This is a genomic window from Clostridium sp. Marseille-P2415 (genome assembly GCF_900155545.1).
GTDB lineage: Bacteria > Bacillota > Clostridia > Lachnospirales > Lachnospiraceae > Lacrimispora.
Map to the genome: position 1 here is coordinate 2,294,770 of NZ_LT732526.1, position 14,046 is coordinate 2,308,815.

Consider the following 14,046-nt stretch of genomic DNA (forward strand, 5'->3'; position numbering starts at 1 on the left):
TTGTGCACTTCATATAATTAAATAGTCTTCTACTACTATTTTTCGATAATTGTCGGCCAATAATCCATAGATTTTTTCTATATATAAAAAATACCACTCATCCTTCTCCCGCTGCCAGATTTTAAATCAGGTACTCCCCAAAACTATCCCAGTGCAGCTCCTTTTCCCTCATCCATTGCCCAATATCCCCCTCCCACTCCACAGGCATAGCCCAGGCGAGTCCGCATCCGGAAGAAATCTGCCGTGGTACCGGTATCAAACGCCCCGGAACCTCCTCTTCCCTGCAGGCGGCCTCCATTGCAATGGCTTCTGCCGTGGTATGGAAGGAAATAACGACTTTCCATTCTTTTTTTCTCATATTCTGTCAACCGCTTTTCAATTAATCGCCTAAATTTCTGATCTCCGGCGTGAACACAATCATTATGACTTTCTTTATAGACAATGTCTATAAATATGCATACAGTTCCCGGACAAATTGCAGGAACAGCCTGGCCGCTTTTCCGGGCTTATGGTTCTTGCTCCAAACCATGTACAATTTCCGGTAAACATCATCCGCACTCAGAGAAAAACGCAGCAGAGAGCCCTGTTTTACGTAATCCTCTACGGCTGCACTGGATATAATGGAAATGCCCATTGCCGCTCCCACCGATTTTTTAATGGTCTCCTGATTGTTAATGGTAGCCACGATCTCCAACCGGCTTAAGTCCAGCCCCATATCCTTTAGATGACGTTCCGCTTCCTTTCTGGTACCGGAGCCTTCCTCCCTGACGATCCAGCGCTCTTCATAGAACCGTTCCAGAGGAAATCCGGTTTTCTCATACTGACGGTACCGTTCGATATTTGGAGTAATGATCACCAGACGGTCAAGATAAAAGGGCTCAAATACGCAGGCCGGATCAGAACCCATGGTTCCCGTAAAGCCGATCTCCACCTGGCCTTCCTGTACCATCCGGACTACCTCCATGCTGTCTGCTTCCTTTAGCTCCAGCTGGTTTCCCGGATAGGTTCTGGTAAACAGGGAAAGGATCTGCGGCAGAATATACTGCCCCGGCACCGTTGAGGCACCTACAATGATCTTCTTTGCCGCTTTGCGGTCCTTCTGGGTAAAGTCCCGCAGGATATTTTTTTCCAACTGCAGCATTTTCCTGGCATTGTCGTAAAGCCGTTCTCCTTCCCCTGACAGCTCCACATCCTTTGTGGTGCGGATAAACAATCGGACTCCCAGTTCTTTTTCCAGCGAACCGATGTGGGCGCTTACCGTAGGCTGGGTCAGGTAAAGCTTTTTCGCAGCCGCTGAAAAGCTTTTTACTTCCGCTACACATACAAACGCTTCCAATTGCTTCAAATTCATAGGCTCAGCTCCCTCACAGCATGGATGGCTTCGTCGATTTCCTTTTCTTCATTATAATGGGACATGGAAAAACGGACAGCTCCCTGTTCTGCAGTTCCCAGCGCCTGATGCATGAGGGGCGCACAGTGAGCCCCTGCCCTGGTATAAATTTCATAATGAAAGGCCAGCTCGTCCGCCACTTCCCCGGAATCGCAGTCCCGTATGTTAAGGGCCACGACCGGCGCACGGCAAAGAAGCTTTTCCTCTGAAAAATCCCCATACACACGGATCCCCGGAATTTCCCTCACTCCCTCATAGAACCGTTTCATGAGCATGAGCTCTCTCTCCCGTATATTGTTGATGCCGGTTTTCCGAAGATACAATAATGCAGCATGAAGACCGGCGATCCCATGGCTGTTTAAGGTACCCGCTTCCAAAGCCTCGGGCATCTCCTCCGGCTGGGTCCTTAAATAGCTGTGAACTCCGCTCCCTCCCACCATCAGAGGCCTTATTAAAATCCCGTCCCGGACACAGATTCCTCCTGTTCCCTGAGGACCTAAAAGACCCTTGTGGCCGGTAAAGCACAGGACATCGATCCCCATCCGTTCCATGTCAATGTCAAACACTCCCGCGGTCTGGGATGCATCCACCAGGAATAAAATCCCATGTGCCCTGCAGATACGCCCGATGGCTTCCAGATCATTCATATTCCCGGTTAAGTTGGAGGCATGGGTACAGACTACACCACGGGTATTTTTCCGGATTGCCGCTTCTAAATCCTCATACCGGATATTGCCCTTTTGATCCACAGGCAGGATGGTAAGCTCTACTCCCCGCTTTTCCATCAGGTACAGGGGGCGAAGTACGGAATTATGCTCCATCACGGTAGTAATCACATGGTCTCCCGGGTCAAACGCGCCCTGAATGGCGGTATTTAAGCTCTCCGTCGAATTCGCCGTAAAGGCAACCCGGGCCGGATCTCCTGCATGGAAAAGCTCTGCCAACATCCTTCGGGTATCAAAAATCATCCGGGATGCATCCAGTGACGCCCCATGAGCCCCCCGGCCGGAATTCCCCAGTTGAAGCAATGCATCCGCCACCGCCGCTCTTACTTCTTCCGGTTTCTGGTATGAGGTTGCCGCATTATCCAGATAAATCATGGCTCTTACCTCAGCTTTACATATTTTTCTTCTTTTTCCACAACCCGTCCGATGATCCGGCAGGCTGTCTCCATTTTAACGGTCTCAAAGTCTTTCATGATCTGCTCTGCATCCCAAGGGGAAACGCTGACCAGGAGTCCTCCTGAAGTCTGGGGATCGCAGAAGATATCGCAGAGATACTCTTCCGTTTCTCCAAAGTCCACCTTATCCTCCGCAAAGGACCGGTTCCGGTAAGCCCCTTCCGGAATCAACCCCATTTGTGCAAGCTCTGGGGCCTCTTTCTGGATGGGCAGATCCTTTACAAAGATTTCCAGCGTTACACCGCTGCCCTCCGCCATTTCCACCGAATGGCCTGCCAGGCCGAAACCGGTGACATCGGTACAGCTATGGACACCGTAATGCTCCACCACCTGCTTGGCTTTCTTATTTAAAGATGTCATGACACGGATCACTTCCTTTTTCGCCTCTTCGGAAGCCATATCCGCCTTGACCGCCGTATTGACGATCCCGGTTCCCAGAGGCTTGGTCAGAATCAGGACATCTCCCGGCCTGGCTCCGCAGTTTTTAAAAACCTTATCCGGATGGACGAACCCGGTAACACTCAGCCCGTATTTCGGTTCATCATCCTGAATGGAATGACCGCCTGCCAGCACGGCTCCCGCTTCCAGCACCTTGCACGCGCCGCCTTCCAGTATCTTTCCCAAAAATGCCGGATTCACGCAGTTTGGCCATGCCACGATATTAAGAGCCACTTTCGGCTCCCCTCCCATGGCATAAATATCGCTCAGCGCATTGGCTGCCGCCACCTGGCCAAAGATGTAAGGATCATCCACCACCGGGGTAAAAAAATCCAGGGTCTGGATCAGGGCCAATTCATCGTTCACCCGGTAGATCGCTCCGTCATCGGAAGTTTCAATCCCCACCAGCAGATTGGGATCTTCAAATTTCGGCAGATTCTCTAAGATTCCGGCAAGGGTTCCAGGGCCGATCTTAGCGGCACAGCCGGCTGTTTTTGTCATCTGGGTAAGTCTCACTTCGCTATCCGGTACCATATCCATCCTTCTCCTTCTATTTATAGATATTATCTATTATCATTTTAGCATATTATTATTCTTTAGCAAAACTAAAAAATTTTTAGTTCAAAGAAACTTCCTTTTCAAGAGTCAGGGAATAAATGATCTTTTCTTTCACTTTTTTTCCCGTCATCTGCTCCAGGGCACGCTTATAATAATCCATCTGCACCTGATAGCGGTCAGCCAGCACCTGCTCTTCTCCCGGCCTGATACGATCCGTCTTATAATCCACCAGAACCAGGGCTCCCTCTTCTTCCATATAGGCATCAATGATACCCTGGACCAGGATCCGTTCATCCGAATCCCCCACATCCATTTCCCGGGCAGGTATGCCGATGACAAACTGCTGCTCCTTTTTTAACCGTCCTTCTGCCTGCGCGGCCGCCATACGCTGTCCCAAAGAGGAATGCAAAAAGGCCATGAGCAGATCTTCCGACAGCAGGGAAATGCTTTCTTCATCCATCCGCTTATCCCTTCGAAAGCTTAAAATCGCGGCCCGGAGCTCTTCCTTTGTCCGGACTTTTCCAAAGTCCAGAAGCTCCAGGGCCCGGTGATAGGCAGTCCCCCGGAATGCTCCTCCGGTTTTTTCCTCTTTTCCTTCCTCCGTAAAAAAGGCGGGAATGGTCGGGAGAAATTCACTTTCCCCGTCATCGGTAAACTGCCCATTCTTCTTCAGTTCTGATACGGACAGCTTGGTATGGAGCCCTATATCCGCCATATAGGGATACCGGTATTCAAAAGCAGCCTTTAAATCTGCCGCAAAAGCCCGGTCATAAACCATTTCCGTATCAAGGGAGAGCAGGCTTTCCTTTGTCAGGCTTTTTTCGGCCTGCCGTTCCATCTCCTGTCCCACCAGACCGGATACCGAAAGCTCCCTTACCACCAGATTCCCCGTATCCTGCCCTTCCTCCGACAGGATTCCTGTATCCGAATATTTCCCTGACAGGCTCATGAGCAGCCAGTCCAGACAGGAATCCGCAGCAGAAAGCAGGGTGAACGGAATCTGTCCCTCTGCCCTGGGTATCTCTGCAAAACGCTCCAGCTTCTTATCCAGGTAACGGTCAAGCCCGGTCATCACCAGCTTTTCCTTGGCCCTTGTCATGGCCACATAAAGCACCCGGAGCTCCTCTCCCATGGCACCAAGCTCCATTTTCCGGCGCAGGACATGTTTCTTTAAGGTGGGGGCCTTTACGCGTCGGTCCAGATCCAGAAAATCCGTTCCAATTCCCAGATCCGGATCGATGAGGATCTTCCCGTATGCATCCTGCTTATTGAATTTCTTCCCCATCCCGGCCAGGAATACCACCGGAAATTCCAGCCCCTTGCTCTTATGGATGCTCATGACCCGGACCGTGTTCTCCTCCCCGGCCAGAGAGGCCTCCCCGAAATCCGTATCGTATTTTTTCAGGTTCTCAATGTACCGGATAAAATGAAACAGGCCCGTATAGCTGGTTTTCTCATAGGCTGACGCTTTTTCCACCAGCATGGAAAGATTGGCCCTCCGGACTTCACCGGCCGGCATGGCGGAAACATAATCATAATACCCGGTCCCCTCATACAGATCATAAAGCAGTTCATGAATGGAAAGATAGGCCGATTTTTTCCTGTATTCCGAAAGCATGCCGGAAAAAGCCTTCAGTTTCCTAAAAAGCCCCGGCTGATCCGGATCCTCTTTTCCTTCGTATTCCTCCAGATAATGCTGCCAGGCTCCGTATAATCCCCGGTCCTGCCCCTTATTCGCTGTTTTTTTCCAAAGCGCCGTCATATGGGCCATTTCCTCATCCGTGATACCGCCCACAGGAGATTTCAACACCGCAGCCAGAGGGATATCCTGCATGGGATTATCAATGATGTTTAACATTGACAGAACGGTTTCCACCTCCGTGGCTGTGAAATATCCGGTTTTCCGCTCCGCATAAGCGGGGATCCCTTCATTCATCAGAATGCTGACAAAGTCTTCGGCCCAGCCGCTTAAGCTTCTCAGCAATATCACCATATCCCCATACCCGGCAATGCGGTAGCCCCCCTTTCCATCCAGTTTCTTATCCCAGATGAAAAGGCCGTTTACGGGGTCCGTAAATTCCCGGATCTTTGCGGCAATAACCTTTGCCTCCATCTCCCGGCCGGTATAATCGGCGGCATCCTCATCGAGCTGTTTTAATAAGTTTCCTTCGGCATGGATCATGAGCAGCTCTGACTTCTCTCCCACACGTAAGTCCGCAGGCAAGAATTCCGCTCCCGGATGAAGTGCGGTTTCTTTCGTATACCGGATATCCCCCAGATTCTCGGTCATGATCTGGTAAAAAACCTCATTGATGCTCTCCAGAACCTGATTTCTGCTTCGGAAGTTCTGATGCAGTTCGATCTTCTGGTATTTTCCTTCCTCTTTGGAATAGGAATTGTATTTTTCCAAAAACAGCTGGGGCCTGGCCAGGCGGAACTGATAGATGCTCTGTTTTACATCTCCCACCATAAATACATTGGGCTTCCCGAAGCGCTCTCTGGAAATGCTGCCTATCAGGGCTTCCTGTACATCATTGCTGTCCTGGTATTCATCCACCAGGATTTCTTCAAACTGGCTGCTCAGCTCATCGGCCACATCCGAAGGAACCGGCCTGCCGCCTTCTCTTGTCAGCAGGATCTCCAGGGCGTAATGCTCTAAGTCATTAAAATCCACCAGATTCTTTTCCTTCTTTTTCTCCCGGTATCTGCGGGCATATTCCCCTGCCAGATCCAGAAGCTGCGTTACGGCTTCTCTGGTTCCCCGGATATCGGAAAGGACCTCCTGGGGGGATTCAAAGCAGTATAACGCAAGAAGCTTTCCGACCGCCTTTTTTACACGGTCCCGGATCCCCGTTACATAAGCCTTTTTATCCGGGTCAATGTCCTTATTCCGTATGGAAGCCAGGCGGTCAAAGGAAACCTCTTTTAACTGTTCATTAAACGACTCATAATCATCTGCCTTTAAAAGGCGGTCCAGCATGCGAAGGTCATTTGTAAGCATAGGCAGATAGGCCTCCGGACCGTTTTCTTCCTCACAGACCTCTTTGGCTGCTTCCATCTGGCTTTTTAACTCCGAAAGCTGGAGTGCTGCATCCCTCATAAGAAATTTCATCCACGCAGTATCCATGATCCGGTCCATATCACAGGTTTCAAGCTCCTGCCTGCAGTTAAGAAGCCACTCCTCCGGCCAGGGATTGCTCTGGGAAAAGGTATACACCTGCATGATGTAATCCTCGATCCCCCGGTCGGACTTTCCCGTGGCATAGGTTTCCACAAACCGTTCGAATAAGGGATCCCCCTTTTCATAACACGTTTCCAGCATTTCCTTCATCACATCGGCGCGTAATAGAATCAGCTCTCCCTCATCGCCCACCCGGAAGGCCGGATCAATATCCAGCTTGTTATAATGTTCCCTGATCAGTCCCAGACAAAAGCTGTCGATGGTCGTGATCTGGGCGTATGGGATCATGGCTGCCTGCATCTGCAGATGGGAGCTGTCCGGATTTTCTATGAGCTTTTCATCCACGGCTTTTAAAACCCGTTCCCGCATCTCGTCGGCCGCAGCCTTTGTAAAGGTCATGACCAGAAGCTGGTCAACTCTTAAGGGTTCTTCTCCTTCGGTGATCATGCGGATGATCCGCTCCACCAGAACAGCGGTCTTCCCGCTTCCTGCTGCTGCCGACACAAGCAGGTTCCGGTTTCTGCTTTCAATAACCGCCTTCTGTTCATCCGTCCAGCTAATCGCCATTTTCTTCTCCTTCCTCCTCTTCTCCTTCCATAACCGGCCATATCTCCTCGGATTTCAGAGCCTTAAATTTCCGGTAACCATACCCGGCCGTCTTTAAATCGAATCCGCAGACCGCATGGTAAGGACAGTAGTCACAGGCACTTTTTACCCCCTGCTTATAGGGATTTACGTCAATGACTCCGTCAAGGATCTCTCTTCCTTCTGATTTCAATTTTTCCTGTACAAACTGCCTTAATGCGTCAAAGCGTCTGCCCCCTGCCACCGATGACCTGGCTTCCTGAATGATTCCATTCTTCATGGCAACCGGTATAACATCGGATTCGGTTTCGATCTCGCGGTCCAAGTGGGAAATCGCACTGAAATCGCTGTTGACCAGGCCATTCATGCGCAGCTGTTTTAACATCCGGCTGTTCAACTCCTCTTCCGACATTTCCCCATCCTTATCAATGACCGGATCGTTAATATTGTAATAGAAAATGCCGGCCGGAACCACAGGCTTGCCGGCCGTCCGCCGCTCCTCCATTTCCAGGGCCGCATCCATATAAACAACCAGCTGAAGCTGCAGGCCATAATACAGAGCCGTTAAGTCAAAGGCCGTGCTTCCGGACTTGTAATCAATGATCTTCACATAAACTGCTTCCTCATCCTCACACAAATCCATGCGGTCGATCCTTCCCTGCAAATGAATGGCTTCGTCTTTTGACAAAGAAATCCTCATTGCCTTTAAATCATCGGCGGCAGAAAAGGATACCTCAAATCCCACCGGAGTGAAATCCCCTTTTTTCAACTGCTCCGAAAGAGCCCATACCGTCCGGTCCGTGATCCGTTCCACCTTGCCGGCCAGATAGGAATTTCTGGCAGAGCTTTTTAAAATGGTATTGCCGTACTCTTCTGTCACCCGGGCAACGCATTCATGGACCAGAGCTTTCCGTTCTTCCCCGGAAATAGTCCTGAAATCCCTCCCCTCTTCCTTCATACGGTTAAACCATAAGTCAATGGAATCATGAAACAGGTTTCCGATATCCATAGCGGCCAGTTCATATTCCTGCCGCTCCATTAATTCCAGCCCGTAATTTAAGAAATGGGCGTAAGCGCAGGAAGCATACTGCTCCATTCTTGTGACGCTGCCGCTTATGACAGAACCGTAAAGGGCCTTTGCCGCCGCTTTTCCGATTCCCCTCTTGTTATAGGTGTAGAAAGCGGCTTCGGCCAGCTTCTTTCCTTCCTCTTTGTAATCCCCGGAAAGGAGGAAGGCTTTAAACAGTTCCAGAAATCTGCCATCCCCGGCCTTTTTTCCATATTCCCGCAGCCCTTCCGCCAGACAGTCTTTTGCTTCTCTCATGGATAAGGGAACCTGCATCCTGGCGGGTACGGCTTCCGAAAGCCCTGGAAACAGTTTTTTCAGTTCCCCGATCAGAGTGGAGGGGCGCATGCTTTTTCCGCTGCTGTCCATGGCTGCATAGGACAGGATCAATTCCCTCTCCGGTTTTGTAAGTGCCAGATAAAGGTAAAATCTCTGCCGGAACCCCTCTTCCCTGGCGGTAGGCGCCAGTTCAATGGCATGATTTCCCAGGAATTCCCTTTCCCGGTCCGTAAACAGACTGCTCTTTTCTTTTTTTACCGGGACAATTCCATCATTCACTCCTACGAAAAATAAAATCCTGATATGGTCGAGCCTGGTTCTGGTGATATCACCGACCACCACCCGGTCCACAGAAGCAGGAATCAGGCCTACCTTGATTTCTGAAAAACCCGCGTCCAGAATCTCGGCATATTCCCTGCGGCTTACATGTTCGTCCCCCAAAAGCCCTGACAAGCGTTCAAATAAATCCATGACCAATCCGTAAACCTGGCTGTATTCCCTGGCAAGGTTTAATTCTCCCGACTCATGGAATCCGGATTCATAGGCCAGCATCTTTTCTTCAATGCCTGTCTCCATAAGAAGGGCTGCTACGGCCCTGGTCATGGACTTTACCGTGGAATCCTCCTCCCGGAAAGCCTCCCGGAGACGTCTTAAAGGAACCATAATTTCTTCCCGGAATGCATTTAATTCTTCCAGGTTAAGCTCCTTACCGCCCCGGTACCAGCCTTCCCATACCGAATCCCATCTTTTAAATCCACGGATTCCCATGGCAATGACATAATTTTCCAACCGGTCCGTCTTCGCCTTATCCTCTTCCCCGGTTATGAGACCGGTCCTTAAATAGCGGAACACGGATTCATAGGAAAAATCCTTCTGTATGATTTCTATGGCCGCCCGTATGAGCTCCACCATGGGATTTTTTAAAATGCTCTTTTTATCATCCAGGAAATAGGGGATGCCGTTCAATTGAAACTGATGAGCGATCTCATTGGCATAGCTTCCCAAATCTCCTGTTATGACCGCCATATCACGGTACCGAAGGCCCTGCTTCCTGATCCGTTCTTCCATGGTGTGAATCAGACCGGCAATTTCTTCTGTCGGATTTAGGGCCTGAATCAGGTGGATGGACTCAGGAACCGTCCGGCAGGATTTCCCCTTATACCGGTATAAATTCTGTTCCAGGAAATCCAGGGCATTATCCGGCCTGCATCCTTCCTGTCCTGCGGTCTCCCCGGCCCCCTTACGGTAACGGACAGCCGGATGCTCCATAAGCAGGATGTCCTGCTCCCTTCCTGTCTGCGCTTCCTTTGCCAGGTCATTTAATTTCCGGATCATCTGGCGGCTCATGTAAAACAGCTCCTGGACTCCGGACCTTTTGCTCATGTTTTCGGACGGGTCTATGGTCACAGTCACCATGACCCGTTTGCTGTAGCGCAGAAACAGTTCCAGGATCCGGTACTGGACCGGCGTAAATCCCGTATAGCCATCCAGGGTAATGACGCTGTTCTTAATCAGTTCCGACTGAGGCAGAACCCTGCATAAGACATCTAAAATTTCCTCTGTGGTGATGTATTTATCTTTGATGTAATCCTTAAACCCCTGATAAATGACGGAAATATCGGAAAGCTTCTGCCGAAGCACAGGACTTATTGCATCCGGTACTCTCTCATTCAGCATGTCCGGCGTCACCCCGTACTGGTAAAGCTCGGACAGCATGGATTTTAACTGGGAGATAAATCCCGCTTTTGATAAATGTTCCTTATAAAGAATCAGGTCCTTTTTTTTATTGGCAGCTACCTTCCGAAGCACCATGGATTTTCCCATATCATCAAGGACCTGGGGATTTGCAATGGCAAGCTCCTCAAACACCCGGTAAGCCAGACGTTTAAAGCTTACGATATCAATATTCATGACCCCGTGCCTGGGGTGAAGGGAAACGATTTCCTTCTGGGTCTGCATGGTAAACTGCTCCGGCACAATGGCAATATACTGGGTATCCGGCGCCTCCTGTGACTGCCGGATCAATTCCGTATAAAGGCGGTAGGTTTTGCCGGAACCGGATCCGCCCAATACAAATTGAAGGGACATGGCTTTTTCCTCTCTATTTCTCTCTGTAAAACAAAACGCATGTTTGCTTATCATCTTAACACAGATTTCCTCCGACAACAATGAAATCTTAGGCATGAAACCCATTCCGCATTAATACATTATAACAAAACTGTACGGAGGGCTTCTTTTATGAGCTCAAAAACAAAAATCGTCGTTTTACGAATGAAAGAAATCATTTACACTGCAATCTTCGTCGGCCTTGGAATTCTCCTCATTACTTTGTTTTTAGTCATGTTCCGCCCGAAAAAGGATTCTGTCACCGCTTCCGGCGACCCTGTGCTCTATGTTCCGGGAGTCTATTCCTCTGCCATTACGCTGAATAGTCAGGATATCAATGTGGAGGTCACCGTTGACTCCAAAAAAATCACCTCGGTCACCCTGGTTCCCTTAAGTGAGGCTGTCACCACCATGTATCCTCTGATGCAGCCGGCCATGGATAACTTATCCGAACAGATCATTAAAAACCAGTCTACGAAAAATATTTCCTATTCAACTGAGACCCGCTATACCTCCGGCGTGCTGCTAAAGGCTGTGGATCAGGCCATTTCAAAAGCACAGATAACCGAATAAGTCCGGGGATTGTGTTTTTCCGTTTGAGACTGTATAATGAAAAAAAGAATACATAATTACTGGAATGAGGAAGTACCCTTCGGGCATACCTTTATGTCCAGAAGGCGTGGACGAGAAAGAGGAAACACCCTTCGGGTATACCTTTATGTCCAGAAGGCGCGGACGAGAAAGAGGAAACATATGAGTCAGAATACGAGGACACAAGATGCGGGGAAGCATAATCAGATTACAGAGGGAGTGATATGGAAGCAGCTTCTTCTGTTTTTCTTTCCTATTTTATTTGGAACTTTTTTTCAGCAGCTTTATAATACCGCTGATGCTGTCATAGTCGGCCGGTTCGTGGGAAAGGAAGCTCTGGCAGCCGTGGGAGGCCCTACGGGGACCCTGATCAATCTTTTGATCGGGTTCTTCATAGGGCTTTCTTCCGGTGCCGGAGTGATCATTTCCCAGTTTTACGGAGCCGGACAGGAAGAAAAAGTCAGCCATGCGGTCCACACCGCCATAGCCTTTTCCATCATATGCGGCACGGTCTTAATGGGGGTCGGCATCCTGGGCGCGCCCTTTGCCTTAAAAGCGATGGGAACACCCGATGAGATCATGCACCATGCTGTTTTATACATGCGGATCTATTTTATCGGAGTTATTCCAAACCTTATTTATAATATGGGCGCAGGTATTTTAAGGGCCATCGGGGACTCCAGGCGTCCTCTTTATTTTTTGATTGCCAGCTGCTTTACCAACATCGTTCTGGATGTGCTTTTCGTTGTTTCCTTCCACATGGGCGTTATGGGAGCCGCCCTGGCCACCATAATCTCCCAGCTGGTCAGCGCCGTTCTCGTGACGCTTGTGCTGATCCGTACGAAGGAATCCTACCATCTGATACCAGCTGCCATACGAATTGACCGGGACATGCTGAAACGCATCGTCCGGATCGGATTTCCTGCCGGTCTTCAGTCGGTCATGTACTCATCCTCCAATGTCATCATCCAGACCAGCGTCAACACGCTGGGGACCAACACCATTGCAGCCTGGACAGCCTACGGAAAGATTGACAGCGTATTCTGGATGATCATCAGCGCTTTTGGAATATCCATCACAACCTTTGTGGGACAAAACTATGGGGCCGGAAAAAAGGAACGGGTCTACAAGGGCATCCGGGTCTGTATGATCATGAGCTTTGCTGCAGCCATCCTATTGAGCTTTTTATTATTTACCTTTGGCAATTACATATACCTACTGTTCACCACCGATGCCGCCGTGATCGAAAAGGGAACGGAAATTCTCCGTTATCTGGCTCCCACGTTTTTCACTTATGTCTGCATTGAGATTTACTCCGGCTCCCTGCGCGGAACGGGCGACTGCTGGATTCCGATGATCCTTACCTGCTTAGGCGTCTGCGCACTCCGGATCATCTGGATCTGTGTGGCAGTTCCCTTACGTCCGGCCATTGAGACCGTGATTTTCAGCTACCCGCTGACCTGGACAACCACTTCTGTCTTATTTATCGTGTATTTCAACTGGTTCAGCAGGCTGGGAAGATTGGGGTTCCCAATTCGTTTTCGAAAGCAGCGGCAGGAAACATGAGATTGCCGCTTTAAACGCACCGGTTTACTCCATGGGAGCCCTGTAAAAGGTTCCGAAAAACTGCTGGGTCTTAAACATATTTACGATGATATGCTCATCCACCTCATGGAACAGTGCTATAATGTCAGCCACCTCATAGGAGGACACCACCGTATGAAGAAGGTACATTTTCTTCTTGCTGTAGCCTCCTACCGCATCCACGCAGGAAATGCCGTGGCGAAAGGCTTTTACATACTTACTAGCCAGCTCCGGCCCTTTGGCTGTGGTGACCTGAAGTGTGACCCGGTCATACCTGTGATGGAACGTGGAAATGACTTTCGTACCCACGAACTGGAACAGGATGGAATATCCTGCATAATCCCATCCGAAAATGACTCCGAAAATGCAAAGCAGGATCACGTTACCAAGAAAAACATGGGCCCAGATCGAATTTCCGGTCTTATTTGACACGTACAGGGCAATGAAATCGGTTCCACCGGTCGAAGCATTTCCCCGAAGAGCCAGGACAATGGCAAAGCCATACAGAACACCGCCATATATGACATTAAGTATTGCGTCTTCAAATATGGGCGAAAAATGAAATATTTTTAAAAAGGCACTGGCTAAAAATACCTGCAGCAGGGAAAAGAACGTGAACCGCCTGCTGATGCTCCTGCTGCAGGCCCAGGCAACCGGTATATTTAAAAGAATCATGCCCAACGAGGTGGATATATTGAATCCAAACAGGGAAGTCACCCGGTCGACCAGAATCGCAACTCCCGTAAACCCCCCCGACAAAAGGCCTGCAGGTTTTATAAACGCCTGTATTACAAACGTCTGTAAGAGCGCGGACACCACAACCGCTGCCGTTGTCATCAGATTGCGGACCCGCTTATCCCTTCTCAGTTTCTTCCACATAAGATTCCTCCTTCTTTTAAGTAATATTATATGTAAGATCTTCTCCTGTATCAATATATTTGTCAAGCGGATATTCGCAATCCGCTTCGCTACTTGCTCACAGCGTGCCCCGCTCCACCGGGCATAACCGAATAGCAGCTATCGCTGCTTGTCAGGTGGAGCTTGTACTCCACCTGACACAAGCAAGTCCCCACCCACCACTTAATGCT

Annotated in this window: 9 protein-coding genes; 2 read left to right on the top strand and 7 right to left on the bottom strand. The window is 49.6% G+C overall.

What is annotated here, in order from left to right; translation table 11 throughout:
- Positions 1-121: 121 nt before the first annotated feature.
- From BQ9856_RS15445 to addB, 6 genes are all read right to left on the bottom strand, one after another.
- Entirely contained in the window at positions 122-358 is a 237-nt protein-coding gene (locus BQ9856_RS15445) for a DUF3343 domain-containing protein (protein ID WP_077611831.1), read from the bottom strand.
- An 87-nt stretch (positions 359-445) separates the two neighbouring features.
- Positions 446-1,351 carry a selenium metabolism-associated LysR family transcriptional regulator gene (locus BQ9856_RS15450; protein ID WP_077611832.1) on the bottom strand — a complete coding sequence of 302 codons (906 nt, stop codon included), beginning with the start codon at positions 1,349-1,351 and terminating at the stop codon, positions 446-448.
- Positions 1,348-2,490: an aminotransferase class V-fold PLP-dependent enzyme gene (locus BQ9856_RS15455; protein WP_077611833.1), complete on the bottom strand. Its 1,143-nt coding sequence runs from the start codon at positions 2,488-2,490 to the stop codon at positions 1,348-1,350. The genes BQ9856_RS15450 and BQ9856_RS15455 overlap by 4 nt, the downstream gene beginning before the upstream one ends.
- Before the next feature lie 5 nt (positions 2,491-2,495).
- Entirely contained in the window at positions 2,496-3,542 is a 1,047-nt protein-coding gene (gene selD, locus BQ9856_RS15460) for a selenide, water dikinase SelD (protein WP_077611834.1), read from the bottom strand.
- Between the two features lie 82 nt (positions 3,543-3,624).
- A complete protein-coding gene (addA, locus tag BQ9856_RS15465; protein WP_077611835.1) occupies positions 3,625-7,314 on the bottom strand; it encodes a helicase-exonuclease AddAB subunit AddA in 3,690 nt (1,229 codons plus the stop codon).
- The gene (addB, locus tag BQ9856_RS15470) at positions 7,304-10,819 is read right to left on the bottom strand and encodes a helicase-exonuclease AddAB subunit AddB (protein WP_442855537.1); all 3,516 of its coding nucleotides are present in this window, start codon (positions 10,817-10,819) and stop codon (positions 7,304-7,306) included. The genes addA and addB overlap by 11 nt, the downstream gene beginning before the upstream one ends.
- Positions 10,820-10,915: 96 nt before the next feature.
- Here addB and BQ9856_RS15475 point away from each other — a divergent pair, with 96 nt between their 5' ends.
- The gene (locus BQ9856_RS15475) at positions 10,916-11,356 is read left to right on the top strand and encodes an FMN-binding protein (protein ID WP_077611836.1); all 441 of its coding nucleotides are present in this window, start codon (positions 10,916-10,918) and stop codon (positions 11,354-11,356) included.
- A 180-nt stretch (positions 11,357-11,536) separates the two neighbouring features.
- Positions 11,537-12,940 (top strand): MATE family efflux transporter, encoded by a 1,404-nt coding sequence (locus BQ9856_RS15480; RefSeq protein ID WP_077613394.1) that lies wholly within the window; start codon positions 11,537-11,539, stop codon positions 12,938-12,940.
- A gap of 24 nt (positions 12,941-12,964) precedes the next feature.
- Here BQ9856_RS15480 and BQ9856_RS15485 read toward each other — a convergent pair whose 3' ends face one another.
- Positions 12,965-13,837: a YitT family protein gene (locus BQ9856_RS15485; protein WP_077611837.1), complete on the bottom strand. Its 873-nt coding sequence runs from the start codon at positions 13,835-13,837 to the stop codon at positions 12,965-12,967.
- Positions 13,838-14,046 lie beyond the last annotated feature (209 nt).

Excerpts from the sequence above, each read along its gene's own strand:
- addA (WP_077611835.1), bottom strand. The coding sequence starts at position 7,314 with ATGGCGATTAGCTGGACGGATGAACAGAAGGCGGTTATTGAAAGCAGA.
- BQ9856_RS15480 (WP_077613394.1), top strand. The coding sequence starts at position 11,537 with ATGAGTCAGAATACGAGGACACAAGATGCGGGGAAGCATAATCAGATT.
- BQ9856_RS15475 (WP_077611836.1), top strand. The coding sequence starts at position 10,916 with ATGAGCTCAAAAACAAAAATCGTCGTTTTACGAATGAAAGAAATCATT.
- BQ9856_RS15485 (WP_077611837.1), bottom strand. The coding sequence starts at position 13,837 with ATGTGGAAGAAACTGAGAAGGGATAAGCGGGTCCGCAATCTGATGACA.
- BQ9856_RS15450 (WP_077611832.1), bottom strand. The coding sequence starts at position 1,351 with ATGAATTTGAAGCAATTGGAAGCGTTTGTATGTGTAGCGGAAGTAAAA.
- addB (WP_442855537.1), bottom strand. The coding sequence starts at position 10,819 with ATGATAAGCAAACATGCGTTTTGTTTTACAGAGAGAAATAGAGAGGAA.
- selD (WP_077611834.1), bottom strand. The coding sequence starts at position 3,542 with ATGGTACCGGATAGCGAAGTGAGACTTACCCAGATGACAAAAACAGCC.
- BQ9856_RS15455 (WP_077611833.1), bottom strand. The coding sequence starts at position 2,490 with ATGATTTATCTGGATAATGCGGCAACCTCATACCAGAAACCGGAAGAA.
- BQ9856_RS15445 (WP_077611831.1), bottom strand. The coding sequence starts at position 358 with ATGAGAAAAAAAGAATGGAAAGTCGTTATTTCCTTCCATACCACGGCA.